The organism is Streptomyces sp. NPDC057280, from assembly GCF_042668605.1.
Lineage (GTDB): Bacteria > Actinomycetota > Actinomycetes > Streptomycetales > Streptomycetaceae > Streptomyces.
This window is the reverse complement of record NZ_JBHUYR010000007.1, coordinates 108,981-135,800: the sequence shown is the minus strand read 5'-3', so window position 1 is coordinate 135,800 and position 26,820 is coordinate 108,981. Positions and strand designations below refer to the sequence as shown.

Annotated in this window: 20 protein-coding genes; 7 read left to right on the top strand and 13 right to left on the bottom strand. The window is 70.4% G+C overall.

Annotation, left to right across the window (positions count from 1 at the left end):
* The first annotated feature begins 6 nt into the window (after window positions 1-6).
* From ACFUO4_RS32970 to ACFUO4_RS32960, 3 genes are read left to right on the top strand one after another with little or no spacing between them, the layout of a single operon-like run.
* Window positions 7-1,650, top strand: a complete 1,644-nt coding sequence (locus tag ACFUO4_RS32970; RefSeq protein ID WP_383491771.1) for a methionine--tRNA ligase — start codon at window positions 7-9, stop codon at window positions 1,648-1,650.
* Entirely contained in the window at window positions 1,647-2,744 is a 1,098-nt protein-coding gene (locus ACFUO4_RS32965) for a hypothetical protein (RefSeq protein WP_383491769.1), read from the top strand. The genes ACFUO4_RS32970 and ACFUO4_RS32965 overlap by 4 nt, the downstream gene beginning before the upstream one ends.
* Window positions 2,692-3,171, top strand: coding sequence for a rhodanese-like domain-containing protein (locus tag ACFUO4_RS32960; RefSeq protein ID WP_079311288.1), 480 nt, complete (start codon window positions 2,692-2,694; stop codon window positions 3,169-3,171). The genes ACFUO4_RS32965 and ACFUO4_RS32960 overlap by 53 nt, the downstream gene beginning before the upstream one ends.
* Before the next feature lie 7 nt (window positions 3,172-3,178).
* On the opposite strand, the gene ACFUO4_RS32955 is transcribed toward ACFUO4_RS32960, so the two are convergent.
* Window positions 3,179-4,162 carry a helix-turn-helix transcriptional regulator gene (locus ACFUO4_RS32955; RefSeq protein WP_079311287.1) on the bottom strand — a complete coding sequence of 328 codons (984 nt, stop codon included), beginning with the start codon at window positions 4,160-4,162 and terminating at the stop codon, window positions 3,179-3,181.
* Window positions 4,163-4,577: 415 nt separating this feature from the next.
* On the opposite strand from ACFUO4_RS32955, the gene ACFUO4_RS32950 reads away from it, so the two are divergent.
* A complete protein-coding gene (locus ACFUO4_RS32950) occupies window positions 4,578-4,715 on the top strand; it encodes a hypothetical protein (RefSeq protein ID WP_179143527.1) in 138 nt (45 codons plus the stop codon).
* A 220-nt stretch (window positions 4,716-4,935) separates the two neighbouring features.
* On the opposite strand, the gene ACFUO4_RS32945 is transcribed toward ACFUO4_RS32950, so the two are convergent.
* The 7 genes from ACFUO4_RS32945 to ACFUO4_RS32915 form a co-directional block, all read right to left on the bottom strand.
* Window positions 4,936-6,351: a VCBS repeat-containing protein gene (locus tag ACFUO4_RS32945; RefSeq protein WP_383491766.1), complete on the bottom strand. Its 1,416-nt coding sequence runs from the start codon at window positions 6,349-6,351 to the stop codon at window positions 4,936-4,938.
* Between the two features lie 65 nt (window positions 6,352-6,416).
* Window positions 6,417-9,530, bottom strand: coding sequence for an FG-GAP-like repeat-containing protein (locus ACFUO4_RS32940; RefSeq protein WP_079311285.1), 3,114 nt, complete (start codon window positions 9,528-9,530; stop codon window positions 6,417-6,419).
* A 161-nt stretch (window positions 9,531-9,691) separates the two neighbouring features.
* On the bottom strand, window positions 9,692-10,057 hold the full coding sequence (locus tag ACFUO4_RS32935; protein ID WP_383491763.1) for a PH domain-containing protein: 366 nt from the start codon (window positions 10,055-10,057) through the stop codon (window positions 9,692-9,694).
* Between the two features lie 86 nt (window positions 10,058-10,143).
* Window positions 10,144-10,608 carry a hypothetical protein gene (locus tag ACFUO4_RS32930; RefSeq protein WP_079311283.1) on the bottom strand — a complete coding sequence of 155 codons (465 nt, stop codon included), beginning with the start codon at window positions 10,606-10,608 and terminating at the stop codon, window positions 10,144-10,146.
* A 55-nt stretch (window positions 10,609-10,663) separates the two neighbouring features.
* Complete coding sequence (locus ACFUO4_RS32925) at window positions 10,664-11,431, bottom strand: toll/interleukin-1 receptor domain-containing protein (protein WP_383491761.1); 768 nt, start codon at window positions 11,429-11,431, stop codon at window positions 10,664-10,666.
* Between the two features lie 56 nt (window positions 11,432-11,487).
* Entirely contained in the window at window positions 11,488-12,375 is an 888-nt protein-coding gene (locus ACFUO4_RS32920) for a helix-turn-helix domain-containing protein (protein ID WP_383491759.1), read from the bottom strand.
* 156 nt (window positions 12,376-12,531) lie between these two features.
* Window positions 12,532-13,095 (bottom strand): ATP-binding protein, encoded by a 564-nt coding sequence (locus tag ACFUO4_RS32915; protein ID WP_383491757.1) that lies wholly within the window; start codon window positions 13,093-13,095, stop codon window positions 12,532-12,534.
* Window positions 13,096-13,231: 136 nt separating this feature from the next.
* Here ACFUO4_RS32915 and ACFUO4_RS32910 point away from each other — a divergent pair, with 136 nt between their 5' ends.
* The gene (locus ACFUO4_RS32910) at window positions 13,232-14,119 is read left to right on the top strand and encodes a helix-turn-helix domain-containing protein (RefSeq protein WP_383491755.1); all 888 of its coding nucleotides are present in this window, start codon (window positions 13,232-13,234) and stop codon (window positions 14,117-14,119) included.
* On the top strand, window positions 14,116-14,328 hold the full coding sequence (locus ACFUO4_RS32905; RefSeq protein WP_383491753.1) for a DUF397 domain-containing protein: 213 nt from the start codon (window positions 14,116-14,118) through the stop codon (window positions 14,326-14,328). Before ACFUO4_RS32910 ends, ACFUO4_RS32905 begins: the two co-directional genes overlap by 4 nt.
* A gap of 88 nt (window positions 14,329-14,416) precedes the next feature.
* Here ACFUO4_RS32905 and ACFUO4_RS32900 read toward each other — a convergent pair whose 3' ends face one another.
* From ACFUO4_RS32900 to ACFUO4_RS32885, 4 genes are all read right to left on the bottom strand, one after another.
* Window positions 14,417-14,794 carry a hypothetical protein gene (locus ACFUO4_RS32900; protein WP_383491751.1) on the bottom strand — a complete coding sequence of 126 codons (378 nt, stop codon included), beginning with the start codon at window positions 14,792-14,794 and terminating at the stop codon, window positions 14,417-14,419.
* Window positions 14,791-18,729 (bottom strand): CHAT domain-containing protein, encoded by a 3,939-nt coding sequence (locus ACFUO4_RS32895; RefSeq protein ID WP_383491749.1) that lies wholly within the window; start codon window positions 18,727-18,729, stop codon window positions 14,791-14,793. The genes ACFUO4_RS32900 and ACFUO4_RS32895 overlap by 4 nt, the downstream gene beginning before the upstream one ends.
* 115 nt (window positions 18,730-18,844) lie before the next feature.
* Complete coding sequence (metG, locus tag ACFUO4_RS32890) at window positions 18,845-20,560, bottom strand: methionine--tRNA ligase (protein WP_383491747.1); 1,716 nt, start codon at window positions 20,558-20,560, stop codon at window positions 18,845-18,847.
* A 139-nt stretch (window positions 20,561-20,699) separates the two neighbouring features.
* Complete coding sequence (locus ACFUO4_RS32885; protein ID WP_383491745.1) at window positions 20,700-22,457, bottom strand: VWA domain-containing protein; 1,758 nt, start codon at window positions 22,455-22,457, stop codon at window positions 20,700-20,702.
* A gap of 315 nt (window positions 22,458-22,772) precedes the next feature.
* On the opposite strand from ACFUO4_RS32885, the gene ACFUO4_RS32880 reads away from it, so the two are divergent.
* Complete coding sequence (locus ACFUO4_RS32880; protein WP_383491743.1) at window positions 22,773-24,842, top strand: PhoX family protein; 2,070 nt, start codon at window positions 22,773-22,775, stop codon at window positions 24,840-24,842.
* 33 nt (window positions 24,843-24,875) lie between these two features.
* Here ACFUO4_RS32880 and ACFUO4_RS32875 read toward each other — a convergent pair whose 3' ends face one another.
* On the bottom strand, window positions 24,876-26,813 hold the full coding sequence (locus ACFUO4_RS32875; protein WP_079311278.1) for an FUSC family protein: 1,938 nt from the start codon (window positions 26,811-26,813) through the stop codon (window positions 24,876-24,878).
* Between the last annotated feature and the right edge of the window lie 7 nt (window positions 26,814-26,820).

The window sequence follows — 26,820 nt, the reverse complement described above, 5'->3', positions numbered from 1 at the left end:
AAGACCATGACCTCGTACGTCGTCACCAGCGCCCCGCCCAACCCCAACGGCGACCTCCACCTCGGCCACCTCTCCGGCCCGTTCCTCGGCGCCGACATCCTCAGCCGGCATCTGCGCCAGCGCGGCCACGACGTCCGCTACGTCGGCTACTCCGACGAGCACTCCTGCTACGTCCCGCGCCGCGCCGCCGAGATCGGCTCCACCGCGTACCCGACCGCGAAGCTGTTCGGCGACCGCATGGAGCAGACGCTGTCGCTGGGCTCCATGCACCACGACTGGTTCACCCGCCCGCTGACCGACACCACGCACACCGAGTTCGTGCAGCGCTTCTTCCTGGAGCTGTGGAACGCGGGCGCGCTGAAGGTCGAGGAACTGCCCGTCTTCCGCTGCGAGCCCTGCGACCGCTACCTCTACGAGGCCGAGGTGCGCGGCGAGTGCCAGTTCTGCGCCGACCCCTCCGACGGCATCTACTGCGAGGCCTGCGGTCTCGCCCAGGACCCCGCGGGCCTGGCCAACCCCAAGTGCACGTCCTGCTGGCAGAAGCCGGGCCTGACCACCCTGCGCCGGATCGTCTTCCCGCTCGACGACTACCGCGACCGGCTCCAGGCCTACTACACGGACGCCCAGTCGAAGGCGGAGTGGCGCCCCCGCCTGATCTCCTACCTGGACGGCCTCTTCGAGCGCGCGCTGCCCGACACCCCGATCTCCCGCGAGGCCGACTACGGCATCCCGGTCCCGCTGGAGGGCTGGGAGGGGCACATCCTCGACACCTGGTTCAGCGGCATCTTCGGCTACGCCGCCGCCACGGCCCGCCTCTCCGAGGCGCACGGCGACAAGGCGGAGTGGGAGCGCCTGTGGACGAACCCCGACACGAAGATCGTCAACTTCATCGGCTTCGACTGCTCGTTCTCGCACGCGGTGCTGTGGCCGGCGCTGCTGCTCGCCCAGGGCACGCTGACGCTGCCCTCGCAGGTCGTGATCAACGAGTTCTACCGCCTGGAGGGCGACAAGTTCTCCACCAGCCGCGGCCACGCCATCTGGGGCGGCGAGTTCCTGCGCCGGGTCAACGCCGACGCGCTCCGCTTCCACCTCGCGCTGACCGGCCCCGAGCGGGAGCAGAACAACTTCTCCATGAAGGAGTTCGCCGACACCGTCAGCACGGTCCTGGCGGGCGGCATCGAGCGCTGGACGGACACGGTCCTGGACCTCCTCTCACAGGACTTCCAGTCGGTGGTCCCGGAGACGGCCCTGTCCGTCACCTTCCTCGACGAGGACCGCGCCGAACTGCCCGCCCGCATCGCCGCCGCGCTCGGCGCGGAGACCTTCTCCCCGCAGAAGGCCGCCGCCGAACTCGCCGTGATCGTCGACCGCGCCGTCGACGACCTGCGCCAGCTGTCCCTGGTCCGGGCCGCGGGCCCGCGCGAGGAGTACGCCGCCCGCCTCGTCGCCCACCTCGAGCTCCTCGCGGCGGTCGCGGTCACCTCGGCCCCCCTGATGCCGGGCTGGTCCGCCCACCTCGCCGGACAGCTGGGCGTGCAGGTGGACATGACGACGCAGATGCCCAAGTGGGCCGCGCTGGACGGCCGCCTGGTCCCGGCGGGCACGCAACTGCCGGACGCGGCGCCGCTGTTCTTCCACGAGCTGTCATGAGGGACGGGGGTGCGGGGGTGCGGGCGGCCGGTCCGGGACCGGCCGCCGGGGCCGGCTCGGGTGCTGGGGCCGGGGCGTCGGCTGCCGGAAACCCCGCGGCCGGTGCGCGCGGCCTCGTGGCCGCCGGGAGCCGTGCTCTTGTCGGCGTCCTCGGCGCGGGTGTCCTGCTGTTGCCCGCCGCTCTTGCTCCCGCGCCGGTCGGGGCGTCCGTGGTGGTCGCGCTCGTGGTGATCATCTGGTGCCTGCTCGTCGCCGGTGCCGGCGGCACCGCGCAGGGCGGGGCCGTCGGGTTCGTGCGGCGGCGACTGGGGTTCCGGGCCGCCCGGACCGTCACCGGGCTGTACTTCGCCGGGTTCGCCACCGGGCAGGCCGCGGTCGCGCTGACAGCCGGGGAGTTCGCGGCCCGGCTGGGAGGCGACGCGTACGGCTGGTCGGTCGCGGTCCTGCTGGCCGCCGCCACCTGGGCCACCTACCGCCCCCGGCCGCTGTCGGCGCCGGTGCGGCGGCTGCGGCTGGCGGCCGTGCTGGCGGCGGCCGGGGGATGGTGGGCGCTGGGCGGGGCCCCCGACGCCACCGCCTCCTGGTGGGTGCTGCTCCCGCTGCTGTTCGGCTGGGTCGGCATCGAAGGCGCGGTGCCCGGACGGGCCGGCCTGACCGGAACGCTGCTCGGCGTCACGGCCGCCGCCGCCCTGTACGCCGTACTCCTGCGACCGCCCGCCCCCCTCGCCGACCTCCCCCTCGCCCCCCTCGCCCTGCTGAGCGCCCTCGTCCTCGCCCTCTACTGCCGCACCAACCTCCAGGCCACCGGCGCCCGCTGGCACGAACTGACCGGCCGCCCGCAGGCCGAGGGCACCGCCACCGCCGCCACCCTCGCCCTCGTCACCCTGACCCTCGCCCATCTCGCGGGCGGCACCACCGCCGCTCTGCTCCTGCTGCCCGGCAGCGCGACCGCGGCGATCCTCGCGGTCGTCGCCGTAGCCGCCGCACGCCACCTCACCAACCGATCGAACCGATCGAACCGATCGAAGGAGAAGAAAACTCATGACCACGACCACCACCGCCCCCTCGAAGGTGCTGCGCGTCCCCGCCGCTGACCCCGCCGAGGCGCTCGCCCACTTCCGCGGGCGGCTGTCCTTCGAGGCCGACGCCTCCGACGTGCACGCCGACATCGAGTCGGGCGCGAAGGGGTTCGTGCTGATCGACACGCGCAGCACCGAGGCGTGGGAGCAGGGGCACATCCCGGGGGCTGTGCATCTGCCGACGGACGAGATCGCCGAACGGGCCGCCGAGGTGGTCCCGGCCGGGTCGCTGGTCGTCACCTACTGCTGGGGGCCCGGCTGCAACGGCGCCACCCGGGCCGCGTACGCCTTCGCCGGACTCGGCTACCCGGTCAAGGAGATGCTGGGCGGCTTCGAGTACTGGTCCCGCGAGGGATTCGAGGTCGAGGACGCGGCCGGCCTGCGCAAGCAGGCGGTCGACCCGCTGACGGCACCGGTCAGCGGAATCGCCTGCGCCTGCTGAAGTCCCCCTACAACAGCCCGTGTTCCACAGCCCGCTGCCCCAGCTGGAAGCGGCTCTGCGCGTCCAGTTTCTCCATCAGCTCCGAGATCAGGCGCCGTTCGCTGCGCAGCGAGATGCCGAGGCGGCGGGCGGCGGCCTCGTCGGTGTAGCCCTGGGCGAGCAGGCGGAGCAGTTCGCGGGGCTGGGAACCGGGGTCGTCGAGGCTGCGGCGGGCCGGTTCGCCGAAGGGGGTGGCCGTGGCCCACACGGCGTCGAAGAGGGCGCAGAAGGCGGCCACGGCACCCGGTTCGCGCAGCAGGACGGCGCCCAGGGAGCTGTCGGCCGGGTCGATCGGGACCAGGGCCTTCTGCCGGTCCAGGATGATCATCCGCATCGGCAGCGAGGGGACGGTGCGCAGCTCGCCGCTGTGCTCGGTGAGCCAGCGGGCGTGTTCGACGCTGACCGGGTCGTTGCGGAGGGAGTCCTGATAGACGCCCTTGACCTTGACCCCGCGGTCGAGGAGGCCGGTGGTGATGGGCTCGCTGGCCTCGAACTGGGCCGCGGGCTGCGGGCCGCCGGGGTGGAAGCTGATGATCTCGGTGCGGACGTCGGCGGTCAGCTCGGTGATCTTGGCGCGGACCGCCTCGACTCCGAGGAATCGTTCCGCCCCCTGCTCGGGCTCCTCCGGGTGCAGCTCGGCGTACTGGGTCAGCAGCGCGTCCGCGGCGGCCTGGCTCTCGGCGAGGGCACGCTGCCGTTCGACGATCTCGGCCTGCTGGTGGGCGAGCAGGGAGTCGAGCGCCGCCTTGGGAGCGACCACGCGCAGCCGGCCGTCCCGGCGCCAGGTAGGGGTGAGAAGGGAGAGACGGGTGAGTTCCTCCAGCTCCTCGCGCACCTTCTCCTCGGTGACACCGAGTTCTTTCGCCGCATCCGCGACGGCCAGATCCGGCCGTCTGAGAATGGCCCGATACAGACGGTCGGACTGCTCGGTCAGTCCGAGAGAAACCAGCACGCAAGCCCCCCAGCTTCGTGTCACGGAGCGGCGGCGGGTCCCGACAACGCTGGCGGCACATGGGGGACGGGCCCGTCCCAGCCCCGGCGCGGCCACTCCGTGGGTCAAGTCATGCGGAGGGATTGTGCCGCTGGACGGGGTCTCACCACAACCCTGTCCGGGGAGCGGACGCGCAGGTCAGCAGCGTGACGTGATCACGCTAGTGGCGACTTCGCAAGATCACCCCGAACGACTGTGAAGATCCCGTGCCCGCCCGTCCGGTCCTCCGGGCCGCGCGCTGGCACACATGTGCCAGATCGTTTCGTGCCACGGAAAACACGCGACTCGAGGATCACTCGAACCCCACTATGGAGTCACGCCGAACCGCCCGGAACGGTCCAACTCCAGCTAAAACGCCACTACTTGGGGGAACCAAATGCGCCGCACGCTCGCCACGCTCGTCGCCGTCACCGCCGCCGCCCTGATCGCCGTCCTCGGCGCGAGCGACTCCGGCGCCGACGCCCGGACGACCACCGTGGCGACCGCGAAGGTCACCGACCCGGGCTGGTCCTAGTCCGTATCCCCACCCCCGAGAAGGGGCCCGGAACCGCCACACGGTTCCGGGCCCCTTCGCTTTTTGTTCATGTCCAAGGCGGCTGCTACGAGAGAGACTTGTCGCCGCCGAAGCCGGTCTCGATCTTCGCCCGCGGCACGAACGACCCTTTGCCGTCACCACTGTTGCGGTACAGGTTGCCGCCTTGAAGGTGCCTTGCCGGCCGAGACGTCGCTCCTCCTCAGATCACCCAGAGCAGTCCGTTGCCGCCCAAAAGCGTGCTGCTCTGCTGGCTGAGGCCGACGGACGCGGCCGTGAACAGCTTGCTGCCGGTGGCCGTCGGACGGGACGAACCACCGGGGAAGACCCACACCGCGCCGGTGTAGTTGTTCTCGCCGGCCGCGCCGACGAACAGTTCCGGCCTGCCGTCCTTGTTCACGTCCCCGACCGAGACCGTGGTGCCGAAGAAGTCGTCCGTCTCCGAGGCTCCCGGCACCCCCGCCTTGTCCTGGGAGAAGGAGTACGAGCCGGTACCGAGGGCGCCGGTGGCCCGGCCGGGGATGACGGTCACCTGACCGGCACGGCCCTCGGCGAGGTCCTCGAAGGGCGAGCCGACGACGATGTCCGCGAGGCCGTCCCGGTCGAGGTCGGCCACGGTCAGCGCGCCACCGAAGGCGTCGTACTTCTCGCTCGCGCCGGGGACACCGGCGGTGTTCTGGGTGATGACGGCGGGCGCGGTGTCGGTTGTGACGCCCGCCGCCGAGCCGTACCAGACCAGCACTCGGCCGCCCGACGCGCCGTCCCGGCCCGCCTGTTCGGGCTCGTCGGGATCGCCGGCCACCAAGTCGGCGTAACCGTCGCCGTTGAGGTCGCCGGCCGCGACGATGAGGCCGTTGCCCGTCAGGTCCTTGTCGTACGCGAGGTCGGTGTAGATCTGGCCGCCGGTCAGGCCGTCCAGCCGGGAGGTGGCCACGGCCGGGTCGGGGACTGCGTCACCGTTGAAGTCGCCGAGCGCGACCGACTCGGTGGACGGGGTCTCCTGGTTGTAGTGGACCGAACCGAACGTGCCTGTCTGGCTGAACGGTCCGCTGAAGATCACCGTTCCGTCCCACCCGGAGACGGCGACCCGTGTCTTCGCACCCCCGCCTGTGCCGAGGGCGGCGATGTCGTGCCCGTAGTAGCCGGGGTCGTCGGCCGGTGTCGACAGCTCCGTACCGCTCGTCAGCCCGCCGGCGCTGCCCCAGAGGACCGTGACCGAACCGGAGTCGGTGCCCTTGGCCGTGTCCTCGTACGGAGCCCCCACGACCAGGTCGGAGTATCCGTCCCGGTTCAGGTCGGCCGTCGCGGTGGCATAGCCGAACATGTCGTTCTTCTCGGCCGTCCCCGGCACTCCCGAGGTGTTCTGCGTGATCGTCTTCCGGTGGCTCGCGGCCAGGCCCGTCCTCGAGCCGTACAGCACGACCACCGCCCCCGCCGCCTCCTTGCCGGACACGTTCGCCCCCGGCGCGGGCAGCACCGCGTCCTTGTAGCCGTCCCCGTTGAAGTCCCCCGGGACCCCACCATGCACCGCCGCCGCCGGAACCGCCGACAGCAGGGTGCCCCCCATCAGGCCCACGACCGCGACTGCGGCCAGGACCCATCCATGTCTTGGCGTCACGGGCACAGCGTAAAGGCGTCCGGAGTCGCACGGACCCCGGACGCCTCTTTTCATCAACTGGCCTACTAAGACAGGGATTTGTATCCGCCGAAGCCGGTCGCGATCTTCGCCCGCGCCCCGAACGACCCCTTCCCGTCACCGCTGTTGCGGTACAGGTTGCCGCTCGTGTCGCGGGAGACGAGGTCGGCCTTGCCGTCGTCGGTGATGTCGCCGACGCCCACGACCGCGTCGTAGGAGCCGCCCCAGTCGGCGAACAGCTTCACCCGCGCCTTGAACGTGCCGTCGCCCTTGCCGCCGTAGCGGTAGAGGACGTTGGACTTGTCCTGGGCGAGGAGGTCGCCGATGCCGTCGCCGTCGAGGTCCCCGGCGCCGACGATCTTCTTGTAGCCCTTCCAGTCGTCGTAGAGCTTCACGCGCGACGACAGCTTGCCGGTGCTGGTGCCCTTGTAGAGGTAGACCGTGCCGGTGGCGGAGTTGCGGGCGATCAGGTCCGGGCGGCCGTCGCCGCTGACGTCGCCCGGGTAGGTCAGCACGTCGTACTGCGTCCAGCCGCTGCTCGCCAGCGTCGTGTACGACGTCGACGGCTTGACCGCCTTGCCGCAGCCCGGCTTGTACAGGCGCAGGGCGCCGGAACTGTAGCGGACCAGGACGTCGTTGCAGCGGTCGCCGCTCAGGTCACCGAACGGGATCGCCTTGACGCTGGTCGCCCAGCCGGTGCCGGTGTACTTGTCGCCGAACTTGCCGGTGCCGGTGCCCGAGTGGAGGGTCAGGCCGCCGGAGGAGTTCAGGGTGAGCAGGTCGCCACGGCCGTCGGGGCCGTCGGGGCTGACGAAGTCGTGCCGGACCGCCGCACCGTTCTGCAGGAAGCCGGTGCCGGTGGCCGCCGTGACCGCCGTCGAGGTGCCGAGCGCCGTCCCCTTCAGGGTCCAGGTGAAGCCTCCGTTGGGGAAACGGTCCCCGGTCACCGTGGTGCCGTACCAGTCGGTCCCCACCCACGCCTTGGCCCCGGCGCCCTTGACGGTGGTGGTGACCTTGCCGTTCGCGCCGCTCTGCACCGAGGTGAAGGTCACCGACCAGGAGCTGACCGGGCGGGACAGCAGCCACAGGCCCTCGAACTTCGTCCCGGCGGCCACATAGCCGCTCGCCTGTGTGTCGAAGACCGTCAGCGCGGACGCGGTGACGCCCGCCGTGGCGACATGGGTGCGCTCGTACTCGTCGAACCAGGCCACCAGGCCCGAGTACTCGTCCACCGTCCAGCGGTAGCGCCGGTCCACGGACAGGCCGTTGTCGGGCAGGCCGGAGGCGACCGTGCGGGTGGTGCCGGTGGCCGCCTCGGTGAGCACCAGGGTGCCCGCGGTGTGGTCATGGCGGACCGTGAAGCCGTCGCCGAGGAGGACGTCACCCGGGGTGACCGCCGTCGCCGTACCCGCCCGGGTGTCGTACACGCCCGCCGAGTCCGTGCCGCACGCCCAGTACACCCAGCGGCCCGCCGCCTGCAGTTCGCTCGGCACACAGGCCAGGCCAGGCACGGTCACCGTGGCCAGCGTCTTCGCCAGCGGCATGCTGTACGAGGTGAGCTTGCCGGCCGTGGTGGTCGCGCTCCAGAGCGTGGAGCCGCTCAGGGCGGCGGCGCGCACGGACCGCTTCAGCTTCTCGCCCCACCCGAACTCGCCGACGTACTGCACCGGCGACGCACCACCGGAGTTGTAGACGGCGTAGTCGTCGGAGACGTCCACGATCGCGCCGTCCCGGCCGCCGAAGTCCAGGTCGGGGCCGCCGATGGCGACCAGCCGGTCGTCACCCAGGCTCTCGCCCTCGTCGGTGCCGCCGTTGGTGTCGAGGTAGACGTCCTTGCCGTCGACGTTGCCCCACAGCGCCGCACAGGTGGTGTCCGCGTACGGGCAGACGACCATGGAGTTGTAGGAGGCGTCGGCGGTCGCGTCGTACGCCTTCAACGCGGTGGATCCGTTGGTGGACAGCTCACGCACGGAGGTCGTGCGGTCGGACTCGGCGACCCGCAGGCTGCCGCGGCTGAGCGCGATGCCGGTCTTGGCGTTCTCCAGCGCCGGGGCCTGGGACACCTTCTCCAGGGTGGGCGTGCCGTCCTGGGCGAGGCTCACCCGCTGCACCCACCAGTCGGTGGCGTCGGTGCCGCCGCTGACCAGCGCGGTGCCGTCACCGGCCGCGAGCGTGTACGCGCCGGCGCTCTCCAGCAGCGTCCGCTGCCGGGTGGGGTCGGTGATGTCCACCGCGATCAGCTTCGAGCCGAGACCGCTGGAGGACAGCGGCAGCAGCAGCCAGTCGCCGACCAGGACCGGGTCGCCGTCGAGGGCGCCGGGATTGGCGGGCAGCGTGATGACCTGCTCGGCGGCGGTGAGGTCGGTGCGGGACTTCAGGTGCAGTTCGGCGGTGCCGTTGTAGTACCAGCCGACGCGGTCCGTGCTCATCAGGTACGACGAGTTTCCGGTGGCGCCCTCGAAGACCTGGGTGCCCACGGCCGACCCGAGGTCGATGTAGTGGAGGGAGCCGAAGGTGCTGTTCTGCACGAGCAGCCCGGAGGCGTCGGCCGCGAGGACGCCCTCGGACTGGATGTTCACCGTGTCCCCGGTGACCTTGCGGGTGTGCCACTCGCCGTCGACCCGGTCGATCAGGGAGTTGGTGGTGACGATGGTGTCCCCGGCCAGCGCCCGGTAGTAGCCCTGGCCGTACTGGAGGGAGCTGTTCCAGCTGACCCTCTTCGAGGTCGCCGTCGCCGGGTCCCAGAGGGTGGCGTACGCGTCGCTTGCCGTCGTCGGCAGGGCGACCAGGTCGCCGTCCACGCCGTACCAGGCCGTACGGCACTCGGAGCCGATGACGGTGCAGCCCGTGCCCGGCGTGTAGACGCCGTCGGCGTTCTCGACCGTGACCGTCGCACCGGTCGCGAAGTCGGTCCACAGCAGCCCGTCCCGGCCGGTCTGCCGGTGCAGGAAGCCGGTATCGCCGTCGACGTACGGGCGGTCGGTGCGCGGTGTGGTGCTGCTCGGGTCGGTCAGGGTGACCATGGTGGTGTCGGCGGCCTCGGCCGCCTCCGCGGAATCGCCGCCCTCCGACAGGACGACCACCGATGCGGCCGCGACGGCGACCGCGAGTGAGGAGACGGCAGCGGCGAGACCGCCCCGTCTCAGGGCGTGTCTGCCCACGTGAGGTTCCCTCCCCTGCGAGAGCCCCTGCTCTCGCACAAGTGCGCGGATATTACCAAGGGTTCTTAAAGTCGCTGCAGGGTCCTCGGCACGGTCGCACAGGGGACATGCCGACGCCCCCCGGAGTCGTCTCCGGGGGGCGTCGGACTGCGGGGCCTGCGTCAGCGGGCGACGTACTGCGTGAGGATCGCCTGCACCTCGTAGATGTCGACGCCCTTGGTGAACGTCTTCTGGATCGGCACCGACTGGCCCGAGACCCAGATCTTCAGCTCGGCGTCGAGGTCGAAGGTGCCGGCCGTCTCCACCGCGAAGTGCGTGATGCTGCGGTACGGGATGGAGTGGTACTCGACCTTCTTGCCGGTGATGCCCTGCTTGTCGACCAGGATCAGCCGCCGGTCGGTGAACATGATGACGTCACGCACCAGCTGGTACGCCGCCTGCACACCCTCGCCGGAGCCCAGCAGCTTGGCGAAGTCCGAGGCGGCCTTGCCCGGGTCTATGGTGTGCGCGTTGCCGAAAAGTGCCATGGATGAAACCCCCCACTAGTGATCTTCGGGCATGTATAGCGCGTTGCCGGGGCCTCTGCCTAGATCATGTGAAGGAACCGTGATCGTCAGGCGTCGTAACTCCCGTCCCAGGGCGGCCCGAAGCCCAGCCGGTCCGGATACAGCTCGGCCCACCCCTCGCCGTCCTCCTCCCCGGTGACGAGCCCGAACAGTACGCCGTCCACGACGAGTTCGAAGGGCCGCACCGCGATGTCGGTGTACGTCCGCCGGGGCAGGCTCCGCAGCCGGGTCGCCAGGTGGGCGCGGGCACGCGCCAGCACGGACCCGTCCCGCTGCTGCTCGGCCCAGGTCCCGGCACACCAGATCTCCGAGTCGCGGTAACCGCCCTCGGCGTCGAAGGTGTGCAGCACGGAGTAGAGGCGCTTCTGCTCCTCCCAGCCGTCGTCGGGCCGGAAGCCCTTGGGGAAGGCGTAGGTGACCGACCCCAGGAACTGCCCTTCCGCGTAAAGCCCGATGGCCTCGGTACGGCCGTGCGGCTCGTAGGCGATCGGGATGATCCCAGGTACTGCCATGGCGCAAACCATACGTATGTTTCCTGGCAAGTTCCGCCCCCTGCCCACAACTTGATCACGGACTGGGGTAAAGATTTACCGGCAGGAACCGCCAGACGCCGTCGGACTGGTGGCCGTTGATGCGGCTGTGGGTGTGGAGGTGGAGTTCCGTACCGTCTTCGTGGAGGGTGCCTTCGTATTCGATGGTGCCGATGTCGATCTTGGTCGTGAACTTGATGAGGTTTCCGCTGATTTCGTACGTCCCCTTGCCGAAATACGGCATCGGATTCTCTTTGGTGAACCACCGGGCGATCTCCGGACCCCGTCCGGTGGTCGTCGTACTCAGCACGCTGCGGTCGGCGTAGAACCTGAGGAGCTGCGTGTACTGCTCGGTGACCTGCGCGTACAGCCCGTCGTACCGGACGCCTTGCTCGGTTACGGGACTCCTGCCCACTGCCGCCAGCGACCGCAGCAGCCTGCCGTAACCGTCCTGCTTGAACAGGTCCACCCGGTGCCACCTCTGCAGCCGCTCCGGGACCTCGCAGTCCTCCAGGCGGGCCGGGATGACGTAGATCGTGCCCTCGGGCTGGTGATCGGCCTCGTCGAGGACGATACGGATCTCCTTCTGCACGTATCCGGTCTTCGTGACCGAAGCCCGTGAGAGGCAGACCAGGACCAGATCGGAGGCGCGGATCGCACGGCGGATCTCACGGTCCCAGTCCTGGCCCGGGAGGATGTCCTCCTCGTCGAGCCAGGGCTGGAAGCCCGCGGACAGCAGCTGTGTCCGCAGGCGCCGTACTTCTTCCTTGTCCCCCGACGAATGGCAGAGGAAGATCTTCAGCACGCCCCGCCCCTCGCCTACTCCGCCGTGCCGTCCTTGTCGGCCCCGTCACGTCCATGCTAGGTGGCCTCCGGGAGATCGGTTCTGCAGTCGCGGCAGCGGCCGGGAGCGGGGGCTCGGAAGGCGCGGTTGCAGCCCTCGCAGGTCTGGAAGGGATGTCTGGGCTCCGGGGCCGGTGGCGCCGGGGGCCGGACCGGAGGTGGGGGCGGCAGCTGGGCGGCCAGCCGGTGGGCGAGGAAAGCGGCCGGGCGGATCAGGGGTTCGTTCGGGAGGTTCTCGGTCAGGGCGTGGCGTACGGCGGTGGGGGCGACGTCGCGCTCCAGCCAGGCGGCGACGCCGGGGGCGAGGTGCTCGGCGTCGGCGGCGGAGAGGAGGAGGCGGGGGTCGCGGCGGCGGAGGCCGGCGAGGACGTCGACGGCGGTCCGGAGGAGGGCGGGGTGGGGGTGTGAGGGCTGGGGTACGGCGGGGAGGCGTTTGCGCGGGGGCGGCTTGTCCGGGGTCGGCTTGTCCGGGGTCGGCGTGCGCCGGGCGGACCCTCTGCCGGAGGGCTCGGACCGGGTCGCCCGGTGTCCTGGCCGGTTGCAGGAGACCGTGCGGGTGACGACCCGGCCGGTTGAGGTGCGTTCGTGGGTGCGGCGCAGGTAGCCGTGGGTTTCGAGCTCGCGCAGGGCGGCGGCGATGCGGGTGCGGCCTTCTGGGAAGCGATCGGCGAGGGTTTTGATGTCGACGGCGGTGCCCGCGCGAACCGACTGGATGTAGCACGCCAGGCCGATGGCGAGTCCGGAGAGCTCCTGGTGCTGGATGAGGTCGTTGCCGATCACCGTGAAGTTCTCGGTGTGGCGGGCGTTGTCGTGGACGACGCCGGAGTGCGGCTGCCCGTGGGAGTGGTTTTTGCCCGCGATACGGGACTGGGCGCGCAGGGGCGCGCTAGGGTTTTCGGTGTCCATCGGGAAGCTGTCTTCTTCCTTGGTGGTCAGGCCCTCGCATTGGGATGCCAGTCCCGGCGGGGGCCGTCGTATGTCTGCTGTCTGCGGTTGCGTGGTGCTGCTCGCGCTGAGCGTAAGGCAGGCAACCAGCCCCAAATCCAGCCGAGTTGGGCATATTCACTCGCGGGAGTGAGTTTGCGCAGCGGGAGGGAGGGGTGGGGCTTGGTGGGGTGCTTTCTCCCCAGTGGGTGGTTCATAGGGAGCGCCGGTCGGACCGGAGTGCGGGGCGGCGGGCTTCGGTGACTCCGGTGTCGGGGCGGGGAGTTCGAGTTCGGCCCAGACCGTCTTGCGTGGGGGCAGGCCCTGTCTCACTCCCCAGCGGTCGGCGAGGGCGGCCACGAGGGCCAGGCCGCGGCCGGCTTCGCTGTCGGGGGTGGTGGGTTGGGGGTGCGGCAGCCGGTCACCGTGCGTGTCGGTGACTTCGATGCGGAGGGTGTCGCCCACGACGTAGAGCAGCAGTTGGAAGTTTCGACCCGGGACACGGCCGTGCGTGGCCGCGTTGTTCGCCAGTTCCGCGACGATGTTCGCCGCCGGGTCCAACGGGATTTGCCAGCTGCGCAGTTGTTCGGTGGCGAGCAGGCGGACGAGGCGGGCTCCGCGTGGGGTGGGGGACAGCAGGACGCTGAAGTTGCGGATGGGGTTGTCGGCGGGTTTCTGAGTCACGTCACTCAGCGTGGCCATGTGCGCTTACCGTGTGGAGTGATCACGCCGGTACGTAGAGCGACTGTCCAGGACTTGTCCAGACGTGTCCAGGCTGTCCAGAGGGTGCGTGCGGGTGGGGGCGTTGCGGCACGGTCGTACGGCGGAGGGGTGCGGGATGTCGGTGTCGGCGGAGTCGGAGGCGGAGGCGGGACGGCTCGCGAGGGAGGCGGATGAGCCGGGTTGGGAGGTGGACCCGGACGATGACTGGGGTGTGGCCGTCATCGCCACGGTGGGACGGCAGTTGAGGCTGCGGCGGGAGGCGGCGGGGATGCGGGTGCCCGAGTTCGCGAAGGCGGTCGGGTACGGGGAGGACCTGGTCTACAAGATCGAGGGTGGGAAGCGGATTCCGCGGCAGGAGTATTTGGACAAGGCCGACGAGGTGTTGGGGGCGGATGGGCTTGTCTCGGCGGCTTGGGAGGACGTGAAGAGGGTCCGGTATCCGAAGAAGGTGCGGGACTTGGCGAAGATGGAGGAGAAGGCGGTCGAGATCGGGGTTTATGAGTGCAGCAACATTGCCGGGCTTCTGCAGGCGCCCGAGTACGTGCGGTCCCTGCTGCAAGCGGCGCAGCCCGCGTATGCCCCTGAGGACTTGGAACGGCGCGTGGCGGCGCGCGTTGCCAGGCAGTCTGTGTTCGAGCGAACGCCTGCTCCCGCCCTCGGGTTTGTCATGGAAGAGGCCACGCTGCGCCGCAAGGTAGGAGACACAATGGTGCGGCGACAACAGTTCGAGTACATGCTGGAGTTGGGGCGGTTGAGCAATGTCACGCTCCAGGTGATGCCGATCGAGAGTCCGGCCCACCCGGGAATGATCGGCAGAATCGAGTTGCTGAAGTTCGAGGACGGGACCGCAGTCGGGCGGTCCGACGGAGCCTTCAACGGCCGTCCGGTCACCGACCTGAGGCAGTTGCGCATTCTCGAACTGAGGTATGGCACTATCCGTGCCCTGGCTCTGCCACCGGGCGAGTCACTGGCCCTGATTGAGCAACTCCTGGGAGAAACATGATGCGCAAGCCCACTGCCGGTGACCTCTTCGAACTGGCGTGGTTCAAGAGCAGCTACAGCAGCAGCCCCGACGGCGACTCCTGCGTCGAGATCGCCACCACCCCGGCGACGATTCACGTCCGCGACTCGAAGTACCGCGACACCAGCCCGCGCCTCGCGCTGGCTCCCGAGGCATGGGCGGACTTCGTGGCGTACGCGTCTGGGAACTGACTCACTCCGCCGGTCAGCGGGTCGGCTGCCGATGCTTCATTCGCAGCGGCTCCAGACCCGCCGCCAGGGCGAATGGGGGTCCCTGGATTCAGGTTGCTGAGTCCTCGTCGGCGATGAGGTCCAGGAGCTGGTCTGGGGTGAGCGTGGCAAGGTCGACGGAGCGGTCTTCGCACACGAGTCGTGCCGCCGCCTGCTGCGCCCTGAGCTGTTGTGCGCGTTCGATGAGTTCACTGGCGCGGCGTCGTTTGTGGATACGGTCGGCGATGTCGGCGACCGCGAGCATGGCCGACGGAATGGACACGATCAGGGACGTCAGCGCGATGGGGTCGATGCCCTTGGTGTCCGGACGGGTCGCTGGTTCCGCTGCCGGGGCTGGTTCAGGTGAGAAGCCCCAGCTCGCGGTCAACGCGGCGACGCTCTTCCCGGCGGCTTCGGCGTCCGCTCCGACGAACTCGATGATCATCATTCCTCGTTTCCGTCGTCAGTGGCATTCAGTAGCTCATCGAGCTGGTCAACAACATCCGACAGACCGATCTTGGCGGCAGCGGCTCGGCTCGTCTGAAGCACCTGTCGGGCCTGCCCGCTTTCACCCGCGGCCAGCAGAAGTTGGCTGAAGGTAGTCCCGACAATCGCGATGCCATCCGGCCGTTGAAGCTTTAGGAAGAGCTGAAACGAGGTGATCAGCCTTGGCGCGGCCGCGTCGAGATCCTGGCGACTCAGATCGAGTAGTGCAAGGTCCCAGTTGGCTGCCGCGATGCCGTCCATGTCGCCTAGCTTTTCATTGGCTTCCAGGCGCTTGAGCTGCAGTTCGAGGGCCTCGTCGATCTCGCCTCGCTGCTGGAGGATGTCGGCGATCTTTCCCCAGGTGATCGCGGCTTCGCGGGTGTCACCGATCCGCTCGTAGACCGGCAGGGTGACCTCGCGGCGGATTCGCAGGGCCTCGTCGATCTCGCCTCGCTGCTGGAGGATGTCGGCGATCTTTCCCCAGGTGACCGCAACCGAGCGGGTGTCACCGATCCGCTCGTAGACCGGCAGGGTGACCTCGCGGCGGATTCGCAGGGCCTCGTCGATCTCGCCTCGCTGCTGGAGGATGTCGGCGGTCTTTCCCCAGGTGAGCGTGGCCGAGCGGGTGTCACCGATCCGCTCGTAGACCGGTAGTTCGACCTCGCGGTGGATTCGCAGGGCCTCGTCGATCTCGCCTCGCTGCTGGAGGATGTCGGCGGTCTTTCCCCAGGTGAGCGCAGCCGAGCGGGTGTCACCGATCCGCTCGTAGACCGGTAGTTCGACCTCGCGGTGGATTCGCAAGGCCTCGTCGATCTCGCCTCGCTGCTGGAGGATGTCGGCGATCTGGCCCCAGGTGACCGCGGCCGAGCGGGTGTCACCGATCCGCTCGTAGACCGGCAGGGTGACCTCGCGGCGGATTCGCAAGGCCTCGTCGACCTCGCCCCGCTGCTCGAGGACGTCGGCGATCTGGCCCCAGGTGACCGCGGCCGAGCGGGTGTCACCGATCCGCTCGTAGACCGGTAGTTCGACCTCGCGGTGGATCCGCAGGGCCTCGTTGACCTCGCCCCGCCGCTCGAAGATGTCGGCGATCTTTCCCCAGACGACCGCGGCCTGGCGGGTGTCACCGGCGTCGGTGAACAGTTGGCGGGCTTGGTGGAGCAGGTCCTCGGCCTGGTCGACCTCGCCGCGGGTGATCAGGCGGTTGGCGTGGTCGTAGAGGACTGCGGCGTGGCCGGCCGGGTCGGTCTGCCAGTCGCTGTTCTGGGTCTGCTGGACGGCACGGCGGAGCAGGATGTCGGCGTGGTCACCGTCGCCGCTGGTGACGGCCGCGTCGGCGACAGTCCGTAGCAGGGTGAGGGGGACCTCGTGGTGGTGGCGGTCGAGGAGGGCGATCGCGTGGTGGCCGAGCTCGGCGGCAGTGGCGGCCGGGCCTTGCCGCAGGGCTGACACCGCTGCGGCGGCGCAGTCGGCGGTGATGGTCGGGTTGTCTACGGCCAGGGCCAGTCGGGTCAGTTGCAGGTTCAGGTGGGTGCCGCGGGCGGGGCGGGGAGAGGCACCGCCCCACTGGGCGTAGAGCGGTTCGGCGGCCAGGGTGGCTAGGGCGGCCTGTTCGTCGGGGGTGAGAGGGGTCAGACGTCCGGCCGCGAGGGCGTTAACGGCCAGGGCCGGGACATCGGGGCGGTACTGGTCGGGGAAGGCGTCGAGGAGTCCGAGGCCGCACAGGCGGGATGCTGATCCGCCGACCGCGGCGGCGAGGGCGTCGATGACGGGTTGCGGGACCGGGACGCTGAATAGGGTGCAGGCCCGCAACAGGTCGCGGTGGGTGGGTCCGGCCTGGTCGACGAGAGCGTCAAGGGCCAGATTCTCCAAGAACTTGCTGATGTCTGGGTTGTCGGCTGGGGGGTCACCCTGGTGCAGGTAGGCCTCCATGTCGGCGACGGCGGCCTCGGCGCGAGCCTGGTCGACCTGGCTGCTGTAGACCAGGCGCAGCCCGATGAGATCCTGAAGCCCGGGGTTGCCGCAACTGACGTCCATGGCCCGTTGGGCCAGGTCGGCGCGCTGGGTCCGGTACTCGACCGGGGCGAGGTCTTGCTGACGGCGTTGGAGCTTGAGCTGGGCCGCCGTCGACAGTGGTTGCAACTGGACCGGTTCTAGCCGGGTCTCCAGCCCGTCGAGGGTGAATGTGTAGCGGCTGGTGACCAGTAGTCGGCTGTCCGTGATGGCCGGGTCGAACGCGGAGAGCACGTCGGCGAGCACGGTCGCGTGTTCGGCGTCGAGCCGGTGCGGGCCGTCGGGGCTGGCGGTCAGGATCTGTTCGAGATCGTCGATGATCAGCAGTAGGGGTTTGCGGACGTCGTCGAGTTCCTGGGCGCACGGTCCGGCCAGCAGATCGATCAGCAGCGGTTTGAGACGGTCCGGCTGCTCGCGGACCTCGGCGCGCCTGCCTTCGATGAGCGTGCGGGCATCAGGGTTGGTGGCGACGGCGTCGGCGATGGCATCCAGGATCGCTGCCGGGGTGTAGTCGCCGAACACGACTGCGACGGCTCGGTTGGGGTGACGGTCGGCGATGCGCGCGGCGAGGCTTGACTTGCCCAACCGGCCCTGCCCGTGGAGCAGGACCCCGGCCTTCTGCCCGCCGCGCAGGGCACGCAGCGTGTGCTGCATTTCCGGGCGGCGGCCGACGAACATTTCGGCGGCCGCGACCGGCAGTTGGTGCTTGCGGTCCAGGAATGTCTTGGTCACATGGTGTGGAGGCACCAAATGGCGCTTATGGTTTCCCGCGACCAGCGGGCCACCACCCGCCGGTCCCAGCCACAGCCTCGCTAGATGCCAGTCGGCGCGCACGTGCTCATCGGAACAGGCCAGCAAATGGCGGCGGGCGTCGGCGACGGCCAAGGCCACCTCGACACGGCGGCTGAGCTGCCGATACAGGCGTTCGGCGAAACGAGTGCCGGCCTGGTCGCTGACCGAGCCGTCCCAGCCGATGACCGCGGGGATCCCGGCGGCCACCAGCCCCGTGGCCATCGAGTGCGCCACCGTAACGCCGGGCTCGGCTGCCGGACCGCCTCGGCGGCCGGCGCCGGCGGGAACGTGCCCGGCCACGTCGGCACCGGTGGCGGTCAGGCAGGCCGACACGAAGGCCAGCCTCGGGCGCGGAGTCAACAGTCCCACCAGCTCGTCCGCGCTCGTCGGACACCCGTCCCCGAGATCATCTTCCATCAGCAGGACGGGAGTGGCGGGCCTGTCCGGCCCCGGGCGCCAATTGTGCAACCCGTGACACGACAGATGAACCACCGGCATCCCGCCGAGCTCGGACAGTCGCAGGCCGAGATGCTCGGGATTGCCGGAGTCCTCGACGACGAGATCAAGGCTCGTCTCCCCGACGGCGTTGAGGATGGCCATCTCCTCGGCCTCGAAGTCGAGATCGTGCTGGCCCCGGGGTGCCGAGGCCATGAACGCCACCCCGAGCCGATACCGGTCCGGGCTCTGCGCCGGGCCCGGGGCACCGAGCCGACGCGCCACAGCGAACAACTCCGGCGCCGCAGCGAGGAACCCGCCCTCAGGGGTGGCCAGCAGCTCGTACGGAGCCCGCAACAATGCCCACGCCGCCGCGGACGGTCTCGCCGGCGCCCTGACCTCGAACACCAGCGGCGCCGACGCCGTATCAAGCAGGCGCGTTAACTGGCCCAGGTCGCCGTCGAGCCACCGGTACAACGCGCGCCCCACCGCGAGCAGCGCCGGCTCCTTGGAGCCGCCGCGCACGGCATCCACATACTGGCCTGCGACGTCATTGAGCAGGCCGATGTCGGAGGTCTGCAACTTCCGGCGGGAACCGACATGTTGGCCGTCGACGACCAGCTCAAATCCGCTGGCGTCCACAACCAGCCCGGTAACCATAAGTCATCTTAGCGTCACCAAATGCCACCGTTCCAGGGTGTACTTGGTGTGACTGACTCTCAGCGCAAGGGGCCCGAGACCGGTGTCGGTTTCGGGCCCCTCGTGGCTTGTCGGGTTACTCCGCCGTGCCGCCGAAGCGCTCCTTGTACGTCTCCAGGTCCTCGTCCGTGAGCTTGGCGAACAGGACCGGCGGGACGGTGAAGGGGGTGCCGGCCGGGACGGAGGTCAGGGACTTCGCCTCGGCCTCGCTGATCCAGGTGGCCGTGTCGTCCTTGAGCGCGAAGGCCTGGCGCATCGCGGCCGAGGTCGCGGGGATGAAGGGCTCCGAGACCACCGAGTAGAGGTGGATCAGGTTCATCGCCGTGCGGAGGGTGAGGGCCGCGGCGTCCTTGTCGGTCTTGATCTCCAGCCAGGGGGCCTTCTCCTCCAGGTAGGAGTTGCCGGCCGACCACAGGGCACGCAGGGCGGCCGCCGCCTTGCGGAACTGGAGGGCCTCCATCTGGGTCTCGTACTCGGCGAGGAGACGGGCGATCTCCTCGCCCAGCTTCGCCTCCGCCTCCCCCGGCGTGCCGCCCTCGGGGACGTCGTCGCCGAAGCGCTTGCGGGAGAAGGACAGGACGCGGTTGACGAAGTTGCCGAGGGTGTCGGCCAGGTCCTTGTTGACCGTGGCGGTGAAGTGCTCCCAGGTGAAGGACGAGTCGTCGGACTCGGGAGCGTTGGCGATCAGGAAGTAGCGCCAGTAGTCGGCGGGCAGGATCTCCAGGGCCTGGTCCGTGAAGACGCCCCGCTTCTGGCTCGTCGAGAACTTGCCGCCGTAGTACGTCAGCCAGTTGAAGGCCTTGACGTAGTCGACCTTCTTCCACGGCTCGCGGACGCCGAGTTCCGTCGCCGGGAACATCACCGTGTGGAAGGGGACGTTGTCCTTCGCCATGAACTCCGTGTAGCGGACCGTCTCGTCCGACTCGTACCACCACGACTTCCAGTCGCGCGTCGACGGGTCCTCGTCCGCCCACTCCTTCGTCGCGCCGATGTACTCGATCGGGGCGTCGAACCAGACGTAGAAGACCTTGCCCTCGGCCGCCAGCTCCGGCCAGGTGTCCGCCGGGACGGGGACGCCCCAGTCCAGGTCACGGGTGATCGCGCGGTCGTGCAGGCCCTCGGTCAGCCACTTGCGGGCGATGGAGGAGGCGAGCTGCGGCCACTCCGCCTCGTGCCGGGCGACCCACTCCTCGACCTCGTGCTGGAGCTTCGACTGGAGGAGGAAGAGGTGCTTGGTCTCGCGGACCTCCAGGTCGGTGGAGCCGGAGATCGCCGAGCGCGGGTTGATCAGGTCGGTCGGGTCCAGGACGCGGGTGCAGTTCTCGCACTGGTCGCCGCGGGCCTTGTCGTAGCCGCAGTGGGGGCAGGTGCCCTCGACGTAGCGGTCCGGGAGGAAGCGGCCGTCGGTGGGGGAGTACACCTGGCGGATGGCTCGTTCTTCGATGAAGCCGTTCTCGTTGAGGCGGCGGGCGAAGTGCTGGGTGATCTCGACGTTCTGCTGGGAGGAGCTCCGGCCGAAGTAGTCGAAGGCGAGCGCGAAGCCGTCGTAGACCGCCTTCTGCGCGTCGTGGGCCTGGGCGCAGAAGTCGGCGACGCTGAGGCCGGCCTCCTTCGCGGCGAGCTCCGCCGGGGTGCCGTGCTCGTCGGTGGCGCAGATGTAGAGGACGTCGTGGCCGCGCTGGCGGAGGTACCGGGAGTACACGTCCGCCGGGAGCATGGACCCCACCATGTTGCCCAGGTGCTTGATCCCGTTGATGTAGGGAAGGGCGCTGGTGATGAGGTGTCGAGCCATCGGGGGCTGCTCCCAGGTCGGATTTGGATTTCGTGATGCTTTACGAACCAAGAAATCGTAGCCGACATGGGGGGACCGCCCGCTTTCCGTATTGCAGGGTGGAAGGCGGGCGGCCGGGTGTCTCGGGTTGCGGGTGCGGTTACGGGCGCCAGTCGATCAGTACGCCGTCGTAGAGCTCCGCGTCCGTGAGCTCCTTCGGGGTGGGGCCCGCGTGGAAGAAGGCCGTGTTGTCGGTCTTCAGCTTGCGGAGGTAGTCGAAGGCCTTGTTCTCGTGCTCGCCGAACGCGACGAAGGAGAAGAAGACGGACGGGTGGGACTTGGCCGCCTCGGTCAGGGCCTGGGTGGCGGGGGTCTTCGCGTCCGGGGCGCCGTCGGTCTGGAAGACGACGAGGGCGGGGGTGTTCGCGCCGGGGGCGGTCGTCTTGTCGTAGTGGGCGAGTACGGCTTCCACGGCGGCGTGGTAGCTGGTACGGCCCATGCGGCCGAGGCCGGCGTGCGCCTCGTCGATGGCGTCCTTGGGGGAGGCCGGGGTGAGGTCGAGGGTGCCGTCGACCTCGGTGGAGAAGAAGACGACGTGGACGGAGGGGGTGTCCTCGGTGTCCGGGGTGAGGTGGGTGGCGAGGGCGAGGGTCTGCTCGGCGAGGGCTTGGGCGGAGCCGTCCTTGTAGTACGGGCGCATGCTCGCGGAGCGGTCGAGGACGAGGTAGGTCTTGGCGCGGGCGGTGGTGAGGCCGGCCTTGGCGAGGGCGAGGGCGGCGGCGCCAGTGCCTGCGGCGGCGATCGCGGGGGTCGCCTCGGCTTCGCCTTCGGCGTCCGTGTTCCCACCCGCACCACCCGTGACGGTTTCGATGTCGTCTGCGGGTGGCCCCTGCGGGGCGGACTCGCCGTCGGCGGCTGCGGCGACGGGGGTGGATTCCGGGGTGGATTCGGGGGTGGGCTCGGCCTCGGGGGCGGCTGCGGGTTCCGGGGTGGCGGCTGCGGTGGCCTCCGGCTCCGGGTCGGCCTTGGCTTCGGGCTCAGCCTCCGGCTCCGGCTCCGGCTCCGGGGTGGGCTCGACATCGGCGGCCGCGGTGGCGGGCTCGGGCTCCGGCGTGGGCTCGGCGACCGGCTCGGGGGTGGCCTCGGCGGCGGGCGTCTCTTCCGCGGTGGGCTCCTCCGCGGCAGCCTCGGCCACGGGCTCGGCTTCGGGCTCGGGCTTGGTCTCCGTGACCGGCTCCGGGGTGGGCTCCGGGGTGGGCTCCTCCGCAACCGGCTCCTCGACGGGGGCGCTCTCCTCAGCGGCCTCCGGCGCGGGAGCGGGCGCGGGCTCGGTCGTCTCCTCGGCAACGGGCTCCGCCTCGACGACAGGTTCAGCCTCAGCCTCTGCGGAGGACTCAGCCTCGACCTCGGCCACCGGCTCAGCCTCGACCTCGGCCACCGGTTCAGCGCCGGCCTCGGCCACCGGCTCCTCGGCCGCCGGCTCAGCGTCAGCCTTGACAACCCGCTCCTCAGTCACCGGCTCAGCCTCAGCAACCGGAGCTTCAGCCACCGGCTCCTCAATCACCGGCTCCTCAGTCACCGGCTCAGCCTCAGCCTCAGCCACCGGCTCCTCAGCCACCGGCTCCTCGGCCCCCGCCTCCCCCGGCTTCCCAACCGTCGGCTCCTCGCCCGCCGGTGTCTGCCGGGGCACCGTCACGTTGTCGAACGCCGCCGCCACCAGATCGTGCTCGTCCTTGGTCGACAGGGACGTCGACGTGCGCGGCTCCGGAACCTCGACCTTGGCCTCCGGCTCGGGCGACGCGGGCGCCGGTACCGTCGGCTGAGCTGTCGGCTGCGTCCCCTCCGCACCCTCTGCCTCGGCGGTACGCCCCTTGCGTGAGCGGCCGAATGCGTTCCGCAGGAGAGTGAGAATGCCCATGTGCGCAACCCTTCGCATGAGTTGATGCCCGTCAATCCCTGGCCAGGACGGACACGTAAGGTTAGCGGCCCTGGAGAGGGATCTTGGGCCGGGGAGGGCAGCGCAAGCCGCATCCGTCAAGGGCCGTATTCGGTCTTATCGTGCAAGCCGCCCGCAAGCCGCCCGCAAGCCGCCCGCAGGCCGCCCCCGACTCCCGCCCCGCTACCCCGCATTCACTGCGCGTTCATCGCCAGTCCCCGCTCCCGCACAAACCGGCCCTTAGCGTCCGTGGCGCGGATTCAAGGGGAGTCCATGGGGAAGCAAGGGGATTACAAAGTGCGCATACCGCTGCCGTTGATCAGCACGCCGTCGTCCGACGGACACCAGGGCGGGCGTTCCGCCATGACCTGCCTCTACCGGTGCGGCAACGCCTGTTTCCACGAGGTGCCCAACACCAGCGCCAACGAGTACGTCGGTGACGTCATCGCCGGTGCCCTCAGCCGCCGTTCCCTGATGCGGACCGCCGCCGTCGTCACCGTGGCCGCCGCGGCCGGCGCGACCGTCGTCGGCGCCCCGCAGGCCCACGCCGCGACCGGCACGGCGCCGACCCCCTCGTACCAGAAGAGCGGCAAGGCCGCCCGCGGGCTGCGGTACAGCCCCGTCGCCCCCAACACCACCGACGCCGTGACCGTCCCCGACGGCTACGCGCAGAACGTCGTCATCCGCTGGGGCGAGCCCATCCTGCGCGGCGCGCCCGCCTTCGACCCGGAGCGGCAGACGGCCGCCGCGCAGGCCGGCCAGTTCGGGTACAACAACGACTTCCTCGCGCTGCTCCCCCTCGGCCACGGCAAGCAGCTCCTCGTCGCCAACCACGAGTACACCGACGAGGTGCTCATGTTCCGCGGGTACGACCCCGCCAACCCGACCCGCGAGCAGGTCGAGGTCGCGTGGGCCGCGCACGGGCTGTCGGCTGTCGTGGTGGAGGAGGACCGCAGGAGCGGGAAGCTCACCGCCGTGTCCCGGCATCCGCTCAACCGGCGCGTCACCGCCACCACCGAGTTCCGGCTCACCGGGCCCGCGGCCGGCTCGGACCTGCTGAAGACCTCCGCCGATCCGACCGGCACCAAGGTCCTCGGCACGCTCAACAACTGCTCCGGCGGCACCACCCCGTGGGGCACCACGCTGCACGGCGAGGAGAACTTCAACCAGTACTTCGCCAACAGCAGCCGCGCCACGGACAAGCGGTACGGCATCGGCACCGGCGCGAGCGAGCGCAAGTGGGAGCGGTTCGACCAGCGCTTCGATGTCGCCCAGGAGCCGAACGAGGTGCACCGGTTCGGGTACGTCGTCGAGTTCGATCCGTACGACCCCACCTCCACCCCGCGCAAGCACACCGCCCTCGGCCGCTTCAAGCACGAGGCCGCGACCGTGCGGCTGACCTCGGACGGACGGCCCGTCGTCTACTCCGGGGACGACGAACGGTTCGACTACTTCTACAAGTTCGTCAGCAGCAAGAGGGTCAAGAAGGGGACCTCGCGCGCCGTTCGCGAGCACAATCTCTCGCTTCTCGACGAGGGCACGCTCTACGTCGCCAAGCTCAGCGGTGACTCCCCCGCCATCGAGATCGACGGCACCGGCAAGCTCCCGGCCGACGGTGAGTTCGACGGCAGTGGTCAGTGGATTCCGCTGGCCACCGCGACCGCCAAGGGTGCCGTCTCGCACGTGGAGGGGATGACGGCCGAGGAGGTGTTCGTCTTCACGCGGCTCGCCGGTGACAAGGTGGGCGCCACCAAGATGGACCGGCCCGAGGACATCCAGCCCAACCCGGTCTCCGGCAAGGTCTACGTCGCCCTCACCAACAACACCAACCGCGGGGTCGGCAGCAACGCCCCGGCCGACGAGGCCAACCCGCGCAACGCCAACAAGCACGGGCACATCCTGGAGCTGACCGAGCGCTGGAACCGGCCGGAGAGCCAGAAGTTCGCCTGGTCCCTGTTCCTGGTCGCCGGTGACCCGGCCGACCCGGCCACCTACTTCGCCGGGTTCCCGAAGGACCGGGTCAGCCCGATCTCCTGCCCGGACAACGTGGCCTTCGACCCGTACGGCAACCTCTGGATCTCCACCGACGGCAACCAGCTCGGCTCCCACGACGGCCTGTTCGGCGTGGCCACCAAGGGCGACCGGCGCGGTGAGCTGAAGCAGTTCCTCACCGTGCCGACCGGCGCGGAGACCTGCGGGCCGATCATCCAGGACCGCCGCGTCCTGGTGGCCGTCCAGCACCCGGGCGAGATCACCGGCGCGACCGTGGAGAACCCGGCCAGCACCTGGCCGGACGGCCCGGGGAAGATCGTGCGCCCGGCGGTGGTGGCCGTGTGGCGCAAGGACGGCTCGGACATCGGCGTCTGAATCGCCGATCGCTTCACCCCGGTGCCTTGCGTGTCACCGGGGTGAGGCGATCGCCCGGGCCGCCGCGACCTCCTGGCGCAGCGGCTCCAGGACGCTCCCGGACGGTCCCGTGAGGTCGGTGCGGACCGCGTACAGGGTCTCCGCCTGGCGTACGCCCTCCGCCAGTTCGCGCAGTTGCAGGACCACTTGGGCCACTTCCGCCTCCGAGGGCGGCGGGGCGCCGTGCTTGGTGCGGACGCGGGCCGCGGTCGTCGCGTCGACGATCCGCTCCACCGCGACCACCAGGGGCCACCAGGCCGCCGCCCGGCGGCCGGTGGGCGGGGGTTCGGTGAGGGCGCGCTGGAACTCCGTGCGGATCACCGACAGGTCGCGGTAGAGGCGGCGCCGCATGCGGGCGCGGGCCGGGGGGTCGGTGAGATCGCGGCCGAACGCCGACTCGACGTATGCCGCGGTGTCGTCCACCGCCTTCGCCAGGCGGTCGCCGACGCGTGTGTGCCAGCTCTCCGGCCAGAGCAGATAGCCCGCGACCAGGGCGATGCCGCAGCCCATCAGGGAGTCGAGCAGACGGGGCACGAGGAGGGCGGTGCCCTGGTGGTTCAGGATGTCCGACAGCAGCAGGATGACCGGGGTGATCGCCGCCGTCTGGTAGCCGTAGCCCCGCGGCGTGAGCGCCGGGATCAGGGGGGCCAGGACCAGCATCACCGGGACGTCCCACCAGCCGCGCGGCACCTCCGCCAGGACCGCCGCCGCGATCACCAGGCCCGCCACCGTGCCGAGCGCGCGGAGCAGGGCGCGGGAGAACACCGAGCCGAAGTCCGGCTTCATGACGAAGGTGATGGTCAGGGCCACCCAGTACGAGCGCGGTACCGGGAGGATCGAGACGAGGACCTGGGCCACTCCGATGCACAGGGCCAGGCGCAGCCCGTAGCGCCAGGAGGCCGCGGACAGCGCCACGTTGCGGGTCGCCCGCGCGGCGCGGACGCGCAGTGCGGCCGGGCGGCCCAGGCGGTCGTCGAGGCCGCCGGGGTCGAGGTCCGGGGTACGTACGACCTCCGCCGCGTGGCGCAGGGCGTGGTCCACCGCCCGGGTCGTCTCCGAGGTGGGGGTGGGCAGCTTCAGGGCTATCGGGCCGGTGTAGCCCGTCTCCACCGCCTCCGCGAGGTGGCGCACCGCCTCGGTGACCTCCGGCGGCAGCGGCTCGCCGGTGACATGGGCCGCCGGGGCCGCCTCGACGACGGGGGTGATGGCGTTCAACTGGGCGAGGAGGCGGGTGAGGTCGGGGCTGCGGCCGTGGTGGCGGGTGCGGCGGGCCAGGATGAGGTCGTACGACTGGTTCAGGGACTGGGTGACGGTGTGGCGGGCCTGGTCGTAGGCCTCGTTGCCACAGGCCGACATCAGGGTCGCGACCGTACGGTACGTGTCCGCGACCGCCGAGCGTTCCGGGACTCCGGAGCGCAACGGCCAGGCCAGCAGCGCCAGGACCAGCACCAGCAGCCCGCCGCCGCTCATCAGCAGCGGCGCCAGCCACCACTCGCCCGGCATCGGCAGCCCGGCTCCCACCACGGAGTTGAGGAGCAGCAGCAGCCCGGACACCGACGCCACCGCGCCGATCGTCGAGATCATGCCCGAGACGAGGGCCACTGCCGTGACCACGGCCACCGCCAGCCATCCCTGGCCGAACACCAGCGACCCGACCGTCACGCCCACCGCCCCGAACAGCTGCGGGATCGCGATGTTGAGGATGCGCATGCGGTACGCGTCCGCGGTGTCGCCGATGACGCCGGACAGGGCGCCCATCGAGGCCAGGGCCCCGTACTCCACCTTGCCGACCGCGAGACCGATCGCCAGCGGCAGGGTCATCGCGATCGCGGCGCGGGCCACGGCCGCCCGGTTGACCGGGGCGGGCTGGGTTTGGAGGTTCCTGACCAGCCAGTCGGGAGGGGTGAGGCTGATGGGGAACTCTCGGGACATGCGCCTA